18 protein-coding genes are annotated in these 17,530 nt (G+C 58.5%); 9 read left to right on the top strand and 9 right to left on the bottom strand.

Annotated features, from left to right (window positions below; translation table 11 throughout):
• Positions 1-229 precede the first annotated feature (229 nt).
• Positions 230-1,468: a multifunctional CCA addition/repair protein gene (locus G5229_RS14035; protein ID WP_113739852.1), complete on the top strand. Its 1,239-nt coding sequence runs from the start codon at positions 230-232 to the stop codon at positions 1,466-1,468.
• A gap of 118 nt (positions 1,469-1,586) precedes the next feature.
• On the opposite strand, the gene G5229_RS14030 is transcribed toward G5229_RS14035, so the two are convergent.
• Together G5229_RS14030 and G5229_RS14025 are read right to left on the bottom strand one after the other, a co-directional pair.
• Entirely contained in the window at positions 1,587-3,185 is a 1,599-nt protein-coding gene (locus G5229_RS14030) for a BCCT family transporter (RefSeq protein WP_421209349.1), read from the bottom strand.
• A 9-nt stretch (positions 3,186-3,194) separates the two neighbouring features.
• Positions 3,195-3,722 (bottom strand): hypothetical protein, encoded by a 528-nt coding sequence (locus G5229_RS14025; RefSeq protein WP_069526903.1) that lies wholly within the window; start codon positions 3,720-3,722, stop codon positions 3,195-3,197.
• Between the two features lie 163 nt (positions 3,723-3,885).
• On the opposite strand from G5229_RS14025, the gene G5229_RS14020 reads away from it, so the two are divergent.
• Complete coding sequence (locus G5229_RS14020) at positions 3,886-4,365, top strand: MarR family winged helix-turn-helix transcriptional regulator (protein WP_216952087.1); 480 nt, start codon at positions 3,886-3,888, stop codon at positions 4,363-4,365.
• Between the two features lie 71 nt (positions 4,366-4,436).
• On the opposite strand, the gene G5229_RS14015 is transcribed toward G5229_RS14020, so the two are convergent.
• A complete protein-coding gene (locus G5229_RS14015; protein ID WP_216952088.1) occupies positions 4,437-5,018 on the bottom strand; it encodes a YjaG family protein in 582 nt (193 codons plus the stop codon).
• A gap of 162 nt (positions 5,019-5,180) precedes the next feature.
• Between G5229_RS14015 and G5229_RS14010 the strand changes: the two genes are divergently transcribed.
• Positions 5,181-6,125, top strand: a complete 945-nt coding sequence (locus G5229_RS14010; protein ID WP_266135387.1) for a D-2-hydroxyacid dehydrogenase — start codon at positions 5,181-5,183, stop codon at positions 6,123-6,125.
• Between the two features lie 72 nt (positions 6,126-6,197).
• On the opposite strand, the gene mepM is transcribed toward G5229_RS14010, so the two are convergent.
• Complete coding sequence (gene mepM / locus G5229_RS14005) at positions 6,198-7,535, bottom strand: murein DD-endopeptidase MepM (protein WP_421209347.1); 1,338 nt, start codon at positions 7,533-7,535, stop codon at positions 6,198-6,200.
• A 260-nt stretch (positions 7,536-7,795) separates the two neighbouring features.
• Between mepM and G5229_RS14000 the strand changes: the two genes are divergently transcribed.
• Positions 7,796-9,094 (top strand): LapD/MoxY N-terminal periplasmic domain-containing protein, encoded by a 1,299-nt coding sequence (locus G5229_RS14000; protein ID WP_421209345.1) that lies wholly within the window; start codon positions 7,796-7,798, stop codon positions 9,092-9,094.
• Positions 9,091-10,032 (top strand): TAXI family TRAP transporter solute-binding subunit, encoded by a 942-nt coding sequence (locus tag G5229_RS13995; RefSeq protein ID WP_421206171.1) that lies wholly within the window; start codon positions 9,091-9,093, stop codon positions 10,030-10,032. Before G5229_RS14000 ends, G5229_RS13995 begins: the two co-directional genes overlap by 4 nt.
• Here the strand turns inward: G5229_RS13995 and G5229_RS13990 are convergent.
• Positions 10,027-10,701, bottom strand: a complete 675-nt coding sequence (locus G5229_RS13990; RefSeq protein ID WP_042052461.1) for a transglutaminase-like cysteine peptidase — start codon at positions 10,699-10,701, stop codon at positions 10,027-10,029. The two genes, G5229_RS13995 and G5229_RS13990, sit on opposite strands and share 6 nt — an antisense overlap.
• Positions 10,702-10,768: 67 nt before the next feature.
• Positions 10,769-11,701 (bottom strand): zinc ABC transporter substrate-binding protein ZnuA, encoded by a 933-nt coding sequence (gene znuA, locus G5229_RS13985; protein WP_421209343.1) that lies wholly within the window; start codon positions 11,699-11,701, stop codon positions 10,769-10,771.
• A gap of 93 nt (positions 11,702-11,794) precedes the next feature.
• On the opposite strand from znuA, the gene znuC reads away from it, so the two are divergent.
• Positions 11,795-12,571: a zinc ABC transporter ATP-binding protein ZnuC gene (znuC, locus tag G5229_RS13980; RefSeq protein ID WP_421209341.1), complete on the top strand. Its 777-nt coding sequence runs from the start codon at positions 11,795-11,797 to the stop codon at positions 12,569-12,571.
• Between the two features lie 21 nt (positions 12,572-12,592).
• Positions 12,593-13,372, top strand: a complete 780-nt coding sequence (gene znuB, locus G5229_RS13975) for a zinc ABC transporter permease subunit ZnuB (protein WP_421209339.1) — start codon at positions 12,593-12,595, stop codon at positions 13,370-13,372.
• A 7-nt stretch (positions 13,373-13,379) separates the two neighbouring features.
• Here znuB and G5229_RS13970 read toward each other — a convergent pair whose 3' ends face one another.
• The gene (locus G5229_RS13970) at positions 13,380-14,270 is read right to left on the bottom strand and encodes a LysR substrate-binding domain-containing protein (RefSeq protein WP_040067029.1); all 891 of its coding nucleotides are present in this window, start codon (positions 14,268-14,270) and stop codon (positions 13,380-13,382) included.
• Positions 14,271-14,361: 91 nt separating this feature from the next.
• On the opposite strand from G5229_RS13970, the gene G5229_RS13965 reads away from it, so the two are divergent.
• On the top strand, positions 14,362-15,219 hold the full coding sequence (locus tag G5229_RS13965; protein ID WP_005335858.1) for a DMT family transporter: 858 nt from the start codon (positions 14,362-14,364) through the stop codon (positions 15,217-15,219).
• 3 nt (positions 15,220-15,222) lie between these two features.
• Here the strand turns inward: G5229_RS13965 and G5229_RS13960 are convergent, their stop codons facing one another.
• Positions 15,223-15,810, bottom strand: a complete 588-nt coding sequence (locus G5229_RS13960) for a uracil-DNA glycosylase family protein (RefSeq protein WP_043826081.1) — start codon at positions 15,808-15,810, stop codon at positions 15,223-15,225.
• Positions 15,811-15,909: 99 nt separating this feature from the next.
• Here G5229_RS13960 and rarD point away from each other — a divergent pair, with 99 nt between their 5' ends.
• Positions 15,910-16,800 (top strand): EamA family transporter RarD, encoded by an 891-nt coding sequence (gene rarD, locus G5229_RS13955; protein ID WP_216979526.1) that lies wholly within the window; start codon positions 15,910-15,912, stop codon positions 16,798-16,800.
• Here rarD and G5229_RS13950 read toward each other — a convergent pair.
• Entirely contained in the window at positions 16,782-17,516 is a 735-nt protein-coding gene (locus tag G5229_RS13950; RefSeq protein ID WP_216952096.1) for a substrate-binding periplasmic protein, read from the bottom strand. The two genes, rarD and G5229_RS13950, sit on opposite strands and share 19 nt — an antisense overlap.
• Positions 17,517-17,530: the final 14 nt, after the last annotated feature.

The raw sequence follows: 17,530 nt of genomic DNA, 5'->3' as shown, positions 1-17,530 counted from the left end.
TGTTCTCATGTCGTTGATATATGGGGAACTCTGCGGTTCCTTCGGCTCATCTGGCCTGCGCGGGCATAAAGTCATCCGGCACGCCAGCTGTCTGGTGCGGCAGCGTAAGGCCTCGTCACGCCCAAGTCAAAGCCGCGCTGACTGGCGCTGCGGGCAGGTGGTGGTCAGGCAGCAAAGCGGTAACAAAGACGATATACTCGGGCCCACGATTGATGACGGGAGAGACGGTTTGCAGACTTATCTGGTTGGGGGCGCAGTGCGGGATCGCCTGCTGGGATTGCCGCAGGGCGACAGGGATCATCTGGTGGTCGGCGCCACCGTGGAGCAGATGCTGGCGCTGGGGTTTACCCAGGTCGGTCGTGACTTTCCGGTATTTCTTCACCCCAAAACCCAGCAGGAGTATGCCCTCGCCCGTACCGAACGCAAACAGGGTCAGGGCTACACCGGCTTTGTCTGCCACGCCGCCCCCGATGTGACGCTGGAACAGGATCTGCTGCGCCGGGATCTCACCATCAACGCCATCGCCGAAGATGATCAGGGCCAGCTCCACGATCCCTACGGTGGCATCGAGGATTTGGAAAAGCGGCTGCTGCGCCACGTCTCTCCTGCCTTTGCCGAAGACCCGCTGCGCATCTTGCGGGTCGCCCGCTTCGCCGCCCGCTTCCACGCTCAGGGCTTTACCATAGCGCCGGAGACCCTCGCCCTGATGAGCGAGATGACGGCCGCTGGCGAGCTGGCCCACCTCACGCCAGAGCGGGTCTGGAAGGAGCTGGAAAAAGTGCTGCTGGGGCCAACCCCGCAGATCTTTATCGAGGTGCTGCGCCAGTGCGGCGCCCTCAAGGCACTCTTCCCCGAAATCGACGCTCTGTTCGGCGTCCCCGCCCCGGCCAAGTGGCACCCGGAGATCGACACCGGCATCCACACCCTGATGGTGCTGGAGCAGGCGTGCCGGATCTCCCCCGAGCTGACCGTCCGCTTTGCTGCCCTCTGCCACGACCTTGGCAAGGGAGTAACCCCCAAGGAGTTCTGGCCAAGCCATCACGGTCACGGCCAGAAAGGGCTGCCGCTTATTCGCGCTCTGTGCGAGCGGTTCCGGGTACCCAATGAGTGCCGGGATCTGGCGCTGCTGGTGAGCGATCTGCACACCCACATCCATATCGCCTTTGAGCTCAAGCCCGCCACCCTGCTCAAGGTGTTCGACAAGGCTGATGCCTGGCGTCGCCCCGAGCGCTTTGCCCAGCTGCTGGATGCCTGCCGCGCCGACTTCCACGGCCGCACAGGTTTCGAGGAGCGGGTCTACGCCGAGCCGGACTATGTGGCAGAAGCGCTGGCTGCCGCCCAGGCGGTGCCGGTGAAAGAGATAGTGGCGGCCGGTTACAAGGGAGAAGAGATCAAGGAGCAGCTGGCCAAAAAGCGGACCGATGCCATTAGCCGCATCAAGGATGAGTGGACCTTTATCGAGGAGTAACCTCGGCCCCATAACAGACGGCCGCCCTGATGATGAGCTCCGCAAGGAGAGCATCGCCAGGGCGGCCGTTTTGCATCCAGATTGATATGTGAGGGGACGCTAACCCCTGCTGGTGCCGTTATGCAGGACCAATTCGCTCCATCAGGCTCATATGGGATGAGCCATCGTGGCGCTTGAGGTTCTGACGATACTCGAACTGGCGCTGGCTCTCCTGTTTAAGCCCCAGCATCAGCGAATAACACATGGCCAGCATGATCACCGAGAAGGGCAGCGCGGCTATGATGCTGGCCGCCTGCAGGGCAGCAAGACCGCCAGAGACCAGCAAAATCGCAGCGACCAGCCCCTGCCCCAGACCCCATACGGCGCGGTGCAGCACCGGCGGCTCCTGATCACCGATGGAGAGCAGTGTGGTGATGACCAGCGTGCCCGAATCACTGGAGGTGATGAAGTAGGTGCAGATGAGTAGGGTCAGCACGGCCTTGGTGATCCAGCCGAAGGTATCCCAGTGCAGCAGCTCGACCGTCTTGTAGAGCGCCAGCGTCACATCCTGATTGACCGCAGCGACCACGCCGCCACCGCCAAACAGCTCCAGATTCATCGCCGTGCCGCCAAACACGGTGAGCCAGAACATGCCGAGCAGCGAGGGTACCAGCAGCACACCTAGCACAAACTCGCGAATGGTACGCCCCTTGGAGATACGGGCGATAAACATGCCGACAAACGGCGCCCAGGCAATCCACCAGCCCCAGTAAAACGCCGTCCAGCTCGACTGCCAGGCCGAGGTGCCGTTGGCCTCGGTGTTGGTCCAGAAGCTCAGTTTGACGATGTTCTGCAGGTAATCACCGATGTTCTGCACATAGGCGTTGAGGATATAGGTGGTCGGCCCCAGCACCAGAAAGAGTGCGAGCACGAACACGCTCAACCAGATATTGAGCTCGGAGAGGATCTTCACTCCGCGCCCGACCCCGGAGACCGCCGAGAGGGTGGCGATCAGGCTGATGCCACCAATCAGCCAGAGCTGGTTGGACTGCGATACCGCCATACCAAACATCTGGTTGAGGCCGGTATTCATCTGGGAGACCCCCAGACCAAGGGAGGTCGCCACCCCGAAGACGGTGCCGAACACGGCCAGCACATCGGCCGCATGGCCCCAAAAACCGTAAATCCGCTCGCCAAGGATGGGGTAGAGCACGGAGCGGATCGCCAGCGGCAACTTGCGCCGGTAGCTGAAAAAGGCCAGTGACAGGCCGACGATCACATAGATGGCCCAGGGGTGCAGGCCCCAATGGAAAAAGGTGAGGCGCATGGCGATCTGGGCCGCCTCCGGGGTCATCCCTTCGGTAATGAACGGATTGCCCTGCAGATGATTCATCGGCTCGGCGATGCTCCAGAACACCAGACCGATCCCCATGCCCGCACTAAAGAGCATGGAGAACCAGGCGAAGTAGCCGAACTCCGGTACCTGGTCGTCGTCACCCAGCCGGATGCTGCCAAAACGGCTGAACATCAGGTAGACAGCGAAGAACAGGAACAGGGCGACCACCAGAATGTAGTACCACTTGAACCCGGCAATAATCTGATCCTTGGCACCGACAAACCAGGCGGCCGCGGTATCGGGAACAAATACGCCAAACAGCAAAAACAGGGTGATCACGGTGAGGGCCGTCATGGCCATGGTCGGGTTGAGGCCTTTCAATAGCCCTTTGCTTGCTCGCATCCAGCCTCCTTAGTCGTTGTTGAAAAAGTCTTCGCCCACATGATCACCGGCACCGCCGATGGCGCGATAGACCAGTTTGCCAGCCGCCTGTTCGCGGTGATCTACCAGCGAAACCGAGGGCTGGCCGTTCACGGCGTGACGCTTGCCGAGGAAGATGGCCATGGGGACACCCAGATTGGAGACACCGCTGGTGATCCAAAGGCGGTTGAAGTCGTAAGAGCCACCGATGAACTCCAGCTGGGCCAGGCCGGTATCGAGGCCGGTCAGATAGAAGTTCATGGCACTTTCGTCAGGAAAGAGGTGCACCAGCACATAGGCGTAGCGCAATTCATTCACCAACTCCTTTAGGTTGAAAGTACCTGTCTCACTGCAAGAGAGGGGTAACTCACCATCATAGTGGTGTACTTTGAGGTTGTTGGGGTCTTCATCATAGGCAGGCTGATAGCGCACAAAAGCCGAGGTATCCGGCAGTTCATAGCGCACTCTGACCACACGTAACTCGGCCACCAGAGACTTGATATCCAGCTCGTCATTCATCATTTCGCTCCTCAAATGTCAGGGTGAATTCCGTGAAATGCCCGTCAACCTAACACAGAATTAGTTAGAGCAGAAATTATTACATCAAAAACCATATTGACCTTGTGACGAATTAGGCGGAAAATTTTGCTCCTCTCCATAGCCTTCCAATGACGCACACCCAATGGAAAAACATGATGAAGTGCTGGTCGCCCTGCGCCAGATTATTCGTGCCATCGACATGCACTCCAGGCGCTTGATCAAAGAAGCCGGGCTCACTTCCCCGCAACTATTGCTGCTAAAAGGGATCGACGAGCTGGGACAGATCTCCATGCGTCAGCTGGCCGATCACACCAACATGAGCCAGGCCACCGCCACTACCATCATGGACCGATTGGAGAGCCGTCAACTGGTGCAGCGCGTTCGCAGCAATACCGACAAGCGCAAGGTTCACGCGACACTGACTGACGCAGGCCGCGCCCTGCTGGCCCAGGCCCCGACCCCGCTGCAAGAGCGCTTCATCCAGCGTTTTCAGGCGCTGGAAGCGTGGGAACAGACCCTGCTGCTCTCCTCCCTGCAACGCATCTCCACCATGATGAATGCAGATGAAATCGACGCTGCCCCGGTGCTGAGCGTCAGACCCCTGACCGAAGAGCAAGCTTAAACAGCCACAGAATGACAGACATAAAAAAAGCTCCCGACCGGGAGCTTTTGTCTATCAGGCACCGGAGATAATTACTCTTCCAGGCTGATACCGATATTGGAGACGCCATCCTGAGAGGCGAATGCTCTGATAGCCAGGATACGATCGCTGTCGCGCTCATGGGCAACCCGCTTGAGCAACTCGACCTGAAACTCCAGCTCGGCCTCCATGTACTCGTGCTCGTAGAGCTCCTCTTCTGTCAGATCCCGCTCCTCCAGCAGCTCGATAAAACCGGCCACAGTGCCAACGGAGGCATGGCTGGCATCGTTGGCCTCTTCGCCAACCCGGCAGATCACCGAGTTGTAGGCGCAGCCCAGTGCCACACAGGCATCCAGCGCCGGATAGGCGCCGTAGGATTCAAACTTGCGGGGATCCGGGATATGGGCTTCTAACTCTTCGAGAATGGCTCCCAGATTGACACGTGAGCCCTTGACGGTCAGATAGTTCCACATCTGATCCAGCGCGTGCCGGAAGGCATCTGCATTGCCAAAACCGGAAGCCTGGCTGAACAGGGCATAGTTGGGGTACATGCGCTCTGCCAGCGCCAGGGTGTAGACGGTCTGTTGCCAAGGCTGTAGCTCGGCCAGTCGCTTATAAAACTTGTCACCAAACACTGGAGTCGGATCCTTTGCAAAATGTGGGGCAGATTGTAGCCCACGAGGGGCGTGGCGAAAACGAAAAAGCGCCCTGGTCGGCTATGTTGCGCTGGCAACTCGGGTAAGATGGGACGAGAGCGGCATCTTGTCGCGCCGCAAATTCTGATAAGGAACAAGAGTATGAGCCAACGTACCCTTCTTTTGCTCAGCCAGGATAATGCTCACTACGAACGTCTGCTCAAGGCGGCCAACCTCCCTCATCTGCGCATTCTGCGGGCCGACAACCCGAGCGATGCCGAACAACTTATCGGCGAGGCCCATATTCTGCTGGCAGAGCCAGCCCGCGCCAAGCCACTGCTGCCCAAAGCCAACAAGCTGAGCTGGTTCCAGTCCACCTATGCCGGGGTCGACGTGCTGCTCGATCCGGACAGTCGTCGCAACTATCAGCTCACCAACGTGCGCGGCATCTTCGGCCCGCTGATGAGCGAGTATGTCTTTGGTCATCTGCTCAGTCTGACACGCCAACTTCCTCTCTATCGGGAACAACAAAGACAACGACTCTGGCAGAGTCACCCCTATCAGGGGCTCAAAGGGAAAACCATGCTGATCCTGGGTACCGGCAGCATTGGCCAGCATATCGCCCACACCGGCAAACATTTTGGTATGAAGGTGCTGGGCATCAGCCGCAGTGGTCGGGAGCGTGCCGGGTTTGACCAGGTTTATCAGCTGCCTGCGCTCAACAAGATGCTGGCGCAGGCCGATGTCATCGTCAGCGTGCTGCCTGCCACCCGCGATACCCGTCATCTCTTCAATGCCGCCCGCTTCGAACACTGCAAACCGGGCGCCATCCTGTTCAACGTCGGTCGTGGCAGCGCTGTACACTCGGGCGATTTGCTCACCGCACTGCGTACCGGCAAGCTGGCAATGGCGGTGCTGGATGTATTCGAGCAGGAGCCGCTGCCCGCCGACAGTCCACTGTGGGGACAACCCAACCTCATCGTCACCCCCCACAACAGCGCCTACAGCTTTCCAGAGGATGTGGCCCAGATATTTGTACGCAACTACATTCGCTTTATCGATGGCCAGCCACTGGATGGCAAGATTGACTTCGACAAGGGTTACTGACCAACACTGCGCATGCAAAAAAGCCCCGCCAGTCTGGCGGGGCTTTTTCATTTCAGCTAGTGGCTACAGCGATTAACCGGCGGCCAGCTCCTTGCGGTAGCTCTTCACCTTGGCCAGGAACTGGCGACGCTCCTTGCCACTGAGCGGTTCAGCCATCGGCAGCTTGGCGGTCATGGCATTAACCGGACGGTTGTTGATCCGCAGCTCGTAATGCAAGTGAGCACCAGTCGAGCGACCGGTATTGCCGGAGAGGCCGATCTTGTCGCCCATCTTCACCCGCTGACCGGTTTTGACCAGCAACTTGCTCAGGTGCAGATAACGGGTAGAGAGGGTTCGACCGTGCTTGATGACGATATAGGTACCCGCCAGCGGGTGGCTGGTCGCCTTCTGGACCACACCGTCACCCGTGGCCAGTACCGGGGTACCCACCGGAACGGCAAAGTCGGTCCCCTCGTGGGGACGGATAGCACCAGTCACAGGATGCTTGCGCGCGGGGTTGAAGTTTGAGCTGATCCGGTAACGACTGTGGGTCGGATAACGGCGGAAACCACGCTCCAGGCTGTTGCCCTGACCATCGTAATAGTTGCCATCATCGGAGAGCCAGGCCGACACCGTCTTGCCCTGACTGATCATTTCCACACCCAGCAGCTGGCTGTTACCGGTGCTCTTGCCCTCGACTGTCTCCTGGCGTACCAACACCTTGAATTTATCGCCCTTTTTCAGATCCTGGGCAAAGTTCATCCGCCACTGGAACAGGTTGGCAATCTTCTGGATATGATTGGCCGGAATCCCCGCATTGCGGGCACTGACATAGAAGCTGCCGTTGATCACGCCGTTGTAACGCTGAGGTTGCCACTCGACCTTCTCATTGATCATGGAGGCGGTATAGGCATCATCGCTGCGTGCCATCACCAGAGTCTGCTTGATGTTCAGGCGGATTTTGAGTTGCTGCAGGATGTTGTCCTGATCGATCAGCAGCTCTATGGTCTGGCCCGGTTTCAATCTGGCCAGATAGTTCTTGCTGTCCGCATCAAGTACCTTGTAGAGAGTAGTGGTAGAGAGTCCCAGATTGTTAAAAATGGCGGTCAGGTTCTCACCATTACGCACCCGGTAATCCTGCCACTGCGGTGCGGTATCAACAGGGATGTCGTCATCCGGCGCACTCTGATCAACCAGTTCGTGATCGGGGATTTCGTTAAAGTCGGTGTTGTTTTCGTTGGTTGCCGTACCGGCGGTATCAATGGGCAACTCAAGACGCAGCGGCCGCTCGAGGATGTCACCCGGAGCTGGCAATAATGCCACTGCTGACAGGGTCATGGCCGTCAGCATCAGCATGGCGTAAAAGTGTTTGCGGGGAACCGGTGGTTCCCAATTGGCAGCCTGTACTACCAAGGGACGGAGACGTTTCATCCGCTATCCTGTATTTAGATCTAAAGAGTGTGAGTTGCGATGTCAGTTGTGACAAAACCGTATAAAACTGTTTGTTGGACACAAATAGTTACAAATAGTTCATCACAATCTGCATGAACCTCACATTTTATGCATAACACGCCCTGATGGGCAGAAATGATCGCCTTTTTTAACTATTTTTTCCTATTTTTAAGAGCCGGGTCGGACTCGATTCGGCATTAAAAATTCAAATGTTGCGATAATTTTTCCATGGAGTGGATATGTCGTTAGCAAAACTGTTAATCAGAATAATTGTCGTCCTGTTCCTGATCGGTGCAGCGCTGCTGTTTGCACTGGAAGTCACGACAGTCCGCCAGTCAATCCTTGATCAGATGTCGGCCAATCTGGAGACCGCCATCACAGCCCTTGGACTGGTACTGCAAGGCACCCTGCTCAATGATGATCAGGTGCTGGCCGAAACCATCGTCAATGCCATGTTCGATGGCGGTTTCGTCAGCTCGGTCATGCTGGTGGATCCGGATGGTCAGGTGCTGTTTCAGAAGGTATTCCACTCTACCCAGCAGAATGTTCCCGGCTGGCTTCCCTCGGTTATCGGCATGCCCCCCGTCAAGATTGAGCAAGAGTTGACCGATGGCTGGCGCATGCTGGGCACTCTGACCCTTGAGGGACATAGCGGCTACGCCTATCAGCATCTGTGGAATGCCATCAGTCGCACCGGCATAGCCCTGCTGGCGGGGCTCGTCGTATTTACCCTGGTCATCTCTCTGGTGTGCAAGCGCCTGCTGCAACCACTGGAGCAGATCAATGTGCAGCTGATCCGGCTGCGCAAACACCAGTTCAACAGCACCCTGCCCACCCCTTGGTTGCAAGACCTTAAAGAGGTGGCACTTTCCATCAACCAACTGGTCTCCGAACGCAAGCGGGATCTGCTGCAACAACGGCTCAAGATCACCCAACTGGGAAAACAGCTTGCCCCAACCATGCCACAGCCACTGCAAGGGCTAAGCCCGCTGCCAGAAGGCGGGCAACTGCAAAAATTTGTCTCCACACAAGGGGAAATCGCCCTCTATCAGCGTTTCTTGCCCAGTCAGCCCCTCGGAGCCGACAGCGATCTCGCGACCATCCATAGCACCCTGGAGTTATGGCAGCGCTCCCATATAGAGGGGATCTTGCTACCCCTCTCCCTGCTCAATCATCCGCAATGGTCAGAAATCGCCCCTCTGCTAAGCCAGGGCCGCGGCAAAACACTGGATTGGCGCTGGGATGTGGCCACATTCCCTGCCCATGGCCAAGTCACATTGGCTGCGTTGCAGGAAAAGGGGTGTGAGCTCGCCTTCAGCGCCATTCCCCTCAATGCGGATACCTTCAATCAACTTGACCCGCTCAATCCCATCTTTATCAGCTGTCAGCTGACCGATGAACCGCTCTACTGGAATCTGCTCTCCCAGACCATGCATGCCGCCGGTTATACCCTGCTGGCAGAATCGGGAGAGTGTCGCGACATCGACAAACTGCGGACCTGGGGTATCGATGGTTATGCCAAGGAGACGCAATCATGAAGAAGCTCGCCATGCTGTTGCCCCTGCTGTGGCAACCCTGCCTGATGGCTGAAACCGTCACTATAACCACCGGGGGTGAGCAGGGGATTTATCACCAGATAACCAAAGAATTTTGCCGTCTGGCTCATGAGGTCGACGAGCAACTTGCGTGCAAGCTGCAGAGCTCATCGGGTTCAATAGAAAACCTGAAGCGACTGAAGAGTGGCGAGTCCTCCTACGCCATGGTGCAGTCAGACTGGCTGTATCAGGCAAGCAAGGGCTTGGGCCCTTTTGCCACGCAGCCGCAACCTGAGCTGCGCGCACTATTTGCCACCCATGCAGAGCCCTTCACCATAGTGATACGTGCCGATGGAGATATCACGTCACTGGAACAGCTCAAGCTCGCCCCCATCGATATGGGGTTGAAGAACTCGGGTACCCGCCAGACGGCGCTGGCCCTGTTCAACATCTTGGGAGCGAAAGAACAGGATCTCGATCTGAAGAGCATGGCCAACCTGCCGGATGCGCTCTGTAGCAAGCAGATCGATGCATTTGCACTGGTGATGGGACACCCTAACCGGATTGTGCTCGACACCGCCAAACGTTGCGCGGTCACTTTCCTCCCCATCGATGGGGCCACCCGGGATCAGCTACTCAAGGGTGTCAAATATTACCAACGCAGTCAGGTGCCTGCCCGCATCTACCCCGGCAATCTGAAGGCGACGCCCACCTTTGCTATTGCCGCCACCCTGGTTACCAATGCCACCATGCCGGAAGAGTCTGTCTATCGCCTGACCAAGGCCATGCTGACCCAGCAAACCAAATTCAATGAGCAAACTTATGGCTACGCCAATATGTTTCACCGGGCACGCAATAAAACCGGCCCTGTGCTGAGCATTGAACAGCATCCGGGCGCGGCGAAATATTTCGATGAGTTGAAGGCGGCGGGCAAGCTATAGCTGACGACGGGGAGAGCGCAGTTGCTCGCTGGAGAAACGGGTCTTCATCGATGTCCACTGCGCCAGCCGATCGGCACTCCCCGCCAGCGTCCCTTCCCGCCGTGACTTCATGATCCAGATGCTTTTGGCATCGAAACTGTAAACGGGAATGAGATCGGTACGCTTGCTACCCGGCAGGATCCGGCTGTTGATGTTGTCGAGCACCAGTGGATCAGCCTTGGGTGTCGGGAAGTAGAGCGTCACCATGTGGAACTGGTTGTAACGCACCGCCTTGACGTAGGCCAACCGCAGCTTCTTCTCATCCACCCCCAGCTCCATCAGGGTGTAGTACTTGGAGATGCTGTAATCCTCGCAATCCCCACCCCGGGCACCGATGAACTCCAGCGGATTGGCCCAGTAATCCTCATCTCCCCACAGCTTGGGGTCTTCACTGTAGGTGAGATTGTTGAAGTAGTTGTTCACCAGCTCGATCTTCTGCTGATCCGTGGTTCCCGCTCTGGGAGTGAGCAGACGAGAGAATGCCTCGGCCCGCTGGATGGCGCGGCCACCGTACACCTCCTGCAGTTTGGCCCGCAGATCGGGGCTGGCAATATATTCGGAAAGGCGCGAAGCCTGCACACTGGCGCAACATAGCGCCAGTGTGCAGGCCGGGATCAACAACCATTTCATACCGGACACTCCATGTCAGATGCTGGAGGTCAGTATAGTCCGTCCGGATGAGAGACTCAGCCGCTAATCAGCGACATTGGGCAAATGCGTCTGCCAGTTGTTGCATGAATTGGGGATAACCATCCGGGCCGAGCTGCACCTGTTCACCCACCTCATCAAGCAACAGCACCTTGGCGCCAGTATTGCGTGCCACCGATTCGATCACTGCCGGTGAAAATTGCGGCTCGGCATAAATGCAGCTCGCCTGCTTCTCTTCCAGTGCCTTGCGGATATCCACCAGGGTCTTGGCGCCCGGGCGACGCTCAGGGCTCACGGTAAAGTGACCTTTTGAACTCATGCCGTAATGGCGCTCCCAGTAGCCATACGCCTCGTGGAAGACAAAGTACCCCTTCTCATTCACTGCCTTCATCTGGCCGGCAATCACCTTGTCCTTGGCATCCACCTTGGTATCAAATGCCGCGAGGTTGGCGTCATAGCGAGCCTGATTGGTCGGATCCAGCTTGCCCAATTCACTTGCGATCGCCTTGGCAATTACCTTGGCCTGCGTCGGGCCAAGCCAGATGTGGGGATCGACCCCTTCGTGATGATGCCCCTCATGCCCTTCATCATGGTCACCGTGCTCGTGGGCGGCATGATCGTGATCATCATGGTCATGGGAGTCATGACTATCCTGAGTCGCGTAGTTGAACAGCGGCATTCCCTCAACCTGAGTCAGGGCCAAAGCATGGGGATGATTGGCCAGCGGCTTGGCCATAAAACCTTCCAGCTCGGGGCCAACCCACACCACCAGCCCAGCACTGTTGATGTTGCGAATATCGGAAGGGCGCAGGGAGAAATCGTGGGGAGAGGCACCGGTCGGCAGCAATACCTTGGGCTCGCTCACCCCGTCAGTGATCGCCGCAGCGATGAAGCCAAGGGGCTTGATGGTGGTCAGAACCTCAATGGCACGAACAGGCAAACTCACCGCCAGCAGGGCAGTGAAAAGCACAATAATTCTCATTGGTGAATCTCGTCAGGGGGTGAGTATGTGATAATATAACAGCCGCTTTTTGTTATATTATAACTCTCACTGGCTGTAAACCCCGGAGTTGTCATGAACCAACTGGTAGAGCTGAAAGAGGTCTCTCTCTCGTTTGATGGACGCTCTGTGCTCGACAAGGTCTCCTTTACCCTCAATAAAGGCAAAATCACCACGCTCGTCGGCCCCAACGGGGCGGGCAAGAGCACCCTGAGCAAGCTGGTGCTGGGCCTGCTCACGCCGGATTCGGGCAAGATCACCCGCAGCCGCGATCTGAGAGTCGGCTATGTACCACAGCGCCTCTATCTGGATCCCACCCTGCCGCTGACAGTGCGACGCTTCCTGCAACTGGGCAAAAATAGCCGCCTCTCCATCGAGGAGGCACTGACCCGGGTGGGCGCAGAGGGATTGCTGGAAAACCGGATGCAAAAACTCTCCGGCGGCGAGATGCAGCGCGTGCTGCTGGCTCGCGCCCTGCTGGTCAAGCCCGAGCTGCTGGTGCTGGACGAACCGGTGCAAGGGGTTGATATCACCGGCCAGATTGAACTCTATGCCCTCATCGGTCAGCTCGCCGCCGAGTTCAATTGCGCCGTGCTGATGGTATCCCACGACCTGCATCTGGTGATGGCCAGCACCCACGAGGTGATCTGCCTTAATCGCCACGTCTGCTGCCATGGCGAGCCGGAAAGCGTGGCCCGCCATCCCGAATTTGCCCGCCTGTTCGGGCGCCCGGAGCAGGAGGTGCTGGCGGTCTATACCCACCATCACCACTGCGACGGCGAACACCATCATCATGAACCGCAGGCCCCCGTCATCCGCCTGCCTTCTCGCAACAACGCTCACAGTAAATAGCGCAAGCAACAGGACATTCAAGTGGACAGCTTTCTGTTATACGCCCTCGCGGCCGGTCTCGGCATTGCCCTGCTGGCCGGCCCCCTAGGTAGCTTCGTGGTATGGCGCAAGATGGCCTACTTTGGCGACACCCTCTCCCACGCCTGCCTGTTCGGCATCGCGCTGGGCATTCTGCTGCAGGTCGATCTCACCCTGGCGGTAGTGGTCTGCTGCCTCGCCATGGCAATGCTATTGGTGATCATGAGTCGCAACCAGCAGGTGGCGACCGATACCCTGCTCGGCATTCTGGCCCACAGCGCCCTGTCTCTCGGTCTGGTTACCTTGAGTTTTATGGATAACGTGCGGGTGGATCTGATGGCCTACCTGTTCGGCGACCTGCTCTCGGTACAACCGATGGACCTGCTCTGGATCTACGGCGGTGGCGCGCTGGTGCTGCTCACCCTGTGGCGACTTTGGGATCCCCTGCTCTCCATGACCATCTCGGAAGAGCTGGCGCGGGTCGAGGGGATCCGGGTCGACGTGTTGCGCTGCGTGCTGATGCTGCTGATCGGGCTGGTGATCGCCGTAGCGATGAAGTTTGTCGGGGCGCTGATCATCACCTCCCTGCTGATCATCCCTGCCGCTACCGCCCGCCGCTTTAGCCAGACACCGGAGCAGATGGCCGGCTTTGCCGCGCTGATTGGCTGTCTCGCCGTGCTGGGTGGATTGACCCTCTCCTGGTATCAAGATACTCCGGCAGGCCCCTCTGTCGTCGTCTGCGCCACCAGCCTGTTTGTCCTAAGCCAGTTCAAGAACGCTTGATGCCGCGCTAGAGCGGCATGCTCTGGCGTGTCTCCATCATCAGCCACTGGCGCAACCGGCTGATGGCGGGCTCATGGGCCCGCGAGCGCTTGCAGGTAAAGTAGAAGGCATCCCCCGTCTCCAGCTGGTGTACCGGCAAGGCCACCAGCTGGGGATCATCGGGCCGCAGCATGTAATCATTCACGAATGCCACCCCCTGATCCCAGGCCGCCGCCTCCATCGCCAACAGCACATGGCTGAAGTGGTGCATCCGTGCCTCGTCCGGAATAACCAGCCCGCCGGCCTTGGCCCAGCGCTGCCAATCCTCCCCCCGCGCCTTGTAGATGGACTGCACCGACAGCAGCGGCAACTGCCAGATGGCCTCAGGCCACTCCCCGCTGATCTGCTGCAACAGGCGGCGACTACAGACCGGAAAGAGCCGCTCCTGATAGATAAGATCGTGGCAGTAGCCCCGTCCGTGGGGTGAGACTGTGATAAAGCAATCCGCCACCCTATCAGATAGCTCAGGATCTTCCGCCACCATCTCCAGACTCAAATCCAGCTCGGGGTAGAGCTGGCGCAATCCAGCCAACCGCGGGATCAGCCACTTAACCGCAAACGAGCTGTAGACCGCGAGGCGCAACCGCATCTCGCCGCCACCGCGCAGCTGTTCGCTGCTCTGGGCAATCTGGCTAAGCCCGGCAGCAATCCCTTCGAAGTAGCTCTCCCCCTGGGTTGTCAGCGAGAGCAACCGCCCCTGACGCAGCAGCAAGCGCTCACCCAGAAAATCCTCCAGCAGACGGATCTGGTGGCTGACCGCACTCTGGCTGACGTTCAGTTCCAGAGCGGCGCGGGAGAAGCTGAGCAGCCGGGCCACCACCTCGAAATATTGCACCGCACGCAGGGGAGGAAGCTTCATTATCTAAATATCTCATGAATGGTCATTTTTTATCATTTTACTGGATATCAACCGGCACGCTACCCTCCCCTCATCTGAAGTGGGAGGTGGTATGAATGCAGTAGGGATCGGCATCCTTTATCTGGTGCTGGGCAATATGGTGGCGGTTTTTTCCGATGCGCTGGTCAAGGTACTGGAGCCGGATCAGCCCATCTTCCAGTTTGTCTTTTTCCGCCAGCTCTCGGCCGCCATTCTGCTGATGCCCTGGCTGCTCTGGTCATGGCGCCGCAATCCACCGGTGGCCATCAAGTGGCACCTGCTGCGGGCCCATATCTGGGCGGTCGGCGTCTGTCTGATGGTAGTGGCCCTCACCCGCTTGCCGCTCGCCACTGCCAACGCCCTCTTCTATGCCGCGCCGCTGATGATGGTACCGCTGGCGGTGTGGATGGCGGGGGAAGCGATCTCGCGCCAGAAGGTGCTGACCGCAGTCATCGGATTTATCGGGGTACTGATCGTGCTGCGCCCGACCGAAGTGAACTGGGCCGCACTGGCGGCGCTCGGGGTAGCGCTGTCGATGGCGCTCAACAATCTGCTGATCAAGCGAATCCCGCTTAAGCAGCCCATCGCCCAGACCCTGTTTTTCACCAACGTGCTGAGCATGCCCTTCATTCTCGCGCTGGCCTTGTGGGAAGGGGGCGACTGGCAGTGGCAGATGTGGTGGCCCGCCTTCGGCTCCTCGGCGCTGATCATGGTCTATGCGGGATTGTGCGTGGTGGCCTATCGCAAGGCGGAAGCGAGCAAGATCGCCTCGGCGGAGTACACCGGTCTGCTGATGGCGGTAGCCATCGGGGTATGGCTGTTTGACGAGCAGCCGGGTCTGCCGCTGCTGCTGGGCTGTATCTGTATCGTCCTGCCGCTTATCGCCATGGCGCGCAGCAAGCCAAAGCCGCTGGCCGAGCCAGCGCTCTAATACTCAGGGTCGTTTCAGCAAAGGGGCGACCCTTTGCTGCAGATGAGGGATGACCTCCTGCTCGAACCAGGGATTCTTTTTGAGCCAGAGGGTGTTGCGCGGTGAAGGGTGAGGCAACGGCAGCCAGCCTGGGCCATAGTCAGCCCAGCTGCGCACCGTGTCGGTGAGCGATCCCTTGGCAGCTCCCCGCAGGTAATGGGCTTGTGCATACTGGCCGATCAGCAGGGTCAGTTCGATATTGGGCAACAGCATCAATACCTTGTCGTGCCAGGTGGGCGCACATTCTGGGCGCGGCGGCAGATCGCCGGATTTTCCCCTGCCGGGATAACAGAGCCCCATCGGCATGATGGCGATGCGGGATTCGTCGTAAAAGGTGGCCTTATCGACCCCGAGCCACTGACGCAGCCTGTCACCGGAGGGGTCATCCCACGGGATACCGCTGGCATGCACCCGGGTGCCGGGCGCCTGACCGATGATCAGCAAGCGGGCACTCTCGGCCCCGCGGATCACCGGACGAGGCCCCAGCGGCAGATGAGCCTCACACAGACGGCAGGCCCTGATTTGCTCAAACAACTTATCGATTCGCTGCATGACGTTGATAGTACCAGCATTTCCCTGTTTTCCCTCTTGTGGAAACAGGGCGCGCCCCATACTATCGCCATGAGTGTTTAATTTAATAAACGGACAATAATGAAAAACTGGCTAGGTACCGGCACCGCGACCCTCTCCTTCATCCTGTGGGGGATGCTGCCGCTCTATTATCAATTCATGCCTGAGGTCAACATGTGGGAGCTGATCTCCCACCGGGTGCTCTGGTCTGTGGTGCTGCTGGGTGCCCTGTTTTTGCTGCTTGGCCACAAGGTGCCCTGGGCACAACTGCGCAGCGAGCCGCGCCAGCTCGGCCTCATTCTGCTGGCGGGCCCCGTGATGTCCATCAGCTGGTGCATGTTCACCTGGTGCCTCACTACCGGGCAAGTGCTGACCACCAGCCTCGCCTTCTTTATGACCCCGCTGTTCAATATCGTATTCGCCGTCATCTTCCTCAAAGAGCGACTCACCCCGCAAAAGCATCTGGCGGTCGCCCTGGCACTAGCGGGGCTCGCCTACATGCTCTTCTGCTACGGCCAACTCCCCTGGTTCTCCCTCATCATGGGGGCCAACTTCGCCTGCTATGGCCTTATCAAGAAGAAGATCCACTACGACACCGGCACCAGCCTCTATCTGGAAGCCATGGTGCAACTGCCCGTCGCGCTGATCATCATCGGCACACTGGCGTGGCACGGGGAAGGGGCATTCGTGAACGGGGATTTGGCCGACAAGCTGCTGCTGATGGGCAGTGCGCCCGCTACTCTGCTGCCGGTGGGGCTCTTCTGCTATGCGGTGGCGAGAACCCGGATGAGCACGGTGGGGCTGCTGCAATATATCGAGCCCAGCCTCGCCTTCCTGCTTGCCATCTACTGGTTTGGTGAGGCGCCGGACCCCATCAAGGCGGTCGGTTTCGCCTTTGTCTGGGCAGGTCTGCTGGTGAGCCTGTTGCCGCTGCACCGACTCAAGCGCCGCCCTCAGGGCTTACCGCGATAGGACTCCAGCACCTTGTGCCAGCGGGGATCCTTGTCCATCTGCTCGGCGATGTCGTTGAGGGTGGCATGCAGCTCTGGGCGAGATTTGGGCAGCAGGATATGGCGGGTATAGCTGGATTGGGGGAATGGCGAGATAAACAGCTTGCCCTGATAGTGGTTTGAGTCGATGAAAAAGCCCAGCGCGGAGCCAGGCACCATGGTCACATCGATGCGGCCGCGCACCAGCAGCTCAAGATTGGTCTTCACCTTCTTGGCATCGTGACGCTCCAGCTCTCCCCTTGCTGCCGCATCGTCGATCCCCTGATAGCGGTAGCCCTCCACCCCGCCGAACACCAATCCCTTGAGGGAGTCGGGTCCGCGATAGGTGATCGGCTTGTCGATGTTCGAGATTAGCTCGTTGGTGTCGCGCATCACCGGAAAGGTCCAGAGATAACGCTCGCGATGGGGATCCCCTACCCAGGCGGGATTGACCCAGACCACCAGACCGTCAAAGTCGGGATCCGCCATCTCCAGCGCCAGCCGGGCGCGATTAACCAGCCAGAGCTCGATTCTGGGTTCCCCCCCCAACTTTTCATTGAGATACTTGACCAGCTCGCGGCTCAGTCCGGCATCCACTCCGGTATTGAAGGGCGGATGCTGATGGTAATCGTAGAGACGGATCGTCTCCCCCAGAGCCGGAACCGACAACAGTAACCACAACCAGAACCAGACTCTCATCGCACCTCCTTGCA

The sequence above is a fragment of the Aeromonas sp. 602396 genome (genome assembly GCF_049173735.1).
In the GTDB taxonomy this organism is placed as follows: Bacteria; Pseudomonadota; Gammaproteobacteria; order Enterobacterales; family Aeromonadaceae; genus Aeromonas; species Aeromonas veronii_A.
The sequence above is the reverse complement of the archived record's forward strand: the minus strand, read 5'-3'. Positions and strand labels throughout refer to the sequence as shown.

What these genes read in the sequence shown, in the direction of transcription:
- G5229_RS14030 (WP_421209349.1), bottom strand. Translation starts at nt 3,185, where the DNA reads ATGCGAGCAAGCAAAGGGCTATTGAAAGGCCTCAACCCGACCATGGCC.
- G5229_RS14025 (WP_069526903.1), bottom strand. Translation starts at nt 3,722, where the DNA reads ATGAATGACGAGCTGGATATCAAGTCTCTGGTGGCCGAGTTACGTGTG.
- G5229_RS14020 (WP_216952087.1), top strand. Translation starts at nt 3,886, where the DNA reads ATGGAAAAACATGATGAAGTGCTGGTCGCCCTGCGCCAGATTATTCGT.
- G5229_RS14010 (WP_266135387.1), top strand. Translation starts at nt 5,181, where the DNA reads ATGAGCCAACGTACCCTTCTTTTGCTCAGCCAGGATAATGCTCACTAC.
- mepM (WP_421209347.1), bottom strand. Translation starts at nt 7,535, where the DNA reads ATGAAACGTCTCCGTCCCTTGGTAGTACAGGCTGCCAATTGGGAACCA.
- G5229_RS14000 (WP_421209345.1), top strand. Translation starts at nt 7,796, where the DNA reads ATGTCGTTAGCAAAACTGTTAATCAGAATAATTGTCGTCCTGTTCCTG.
- G5229_RS13995 (WP_421206171.1), top strand. Translation starts at nt 9,091, where the DNA reads ATGAAGAAGCTCGCCATGCTGTTGCCCCTGCTGTGGCAACCCTGCCTG.
- G5229_RS13990 (WP_042052461.1), bottom strand. Translation starts at nt 10,701, where the DNA reads ATGAAATGGTTGTTGATCCCGGCCTGCACACTGGCGCTATGTTGCGCC.
- znuA (WP_421209343.1), bottom strand. Translation starts at nt 11,701, where the DNA reads ATGAGAATTATTGTGCTTTTCACTGCCCTGCTGGCGGTGAGTTTGCCT.
- znuC (WP_421209341.1), top strand. Translation starts at nt 11,795, where the DNA reads ATGAACCAACTGGTAGAGCTGAAAGAGGTCTCTCTCTCGTTTGATGGA.
- G5229_RS13970 (WP_040067029.1), bottom strand. Translation starts at nt 14,270, where the DNA reads ATGAAGCTTCCTCCCCTGCGTGCGGTGCAATATTTCGAGGTGGTGGCC.
- G5229_RS13965 (WP_005335858.1), top strand. Translation starts at nt 14,362, where the DNA reads ATGAATGCAGTAGGGATCGGCATCCTTTATCTGGTGCTGGGCAATATG.
- G5229_RS13960 (WP_043826081.1), bottom strand. Translation starts at nt 15,810, where the DNA reads ATGCAGCGAATCGATAAGTTGTTTGAGCAAATCAGGGCCTGCCGTCTG.
- rarD (WP_216979526.1), top strand. Translation starts at nt 15,910, where the DNA reads ATGAAAAACTGGCTAGGTACCGGCACCGCGACCCTCTCCTTCATCCTG.
- G5229_RS13950 (WP_216952096.1), bottom strand. Translation starts at nt 17,516, where the DNA reads ATGAGAGTCTGGTTCTGGTTGTGGTTACTGTTGTCGGTTCCGGCTCTG.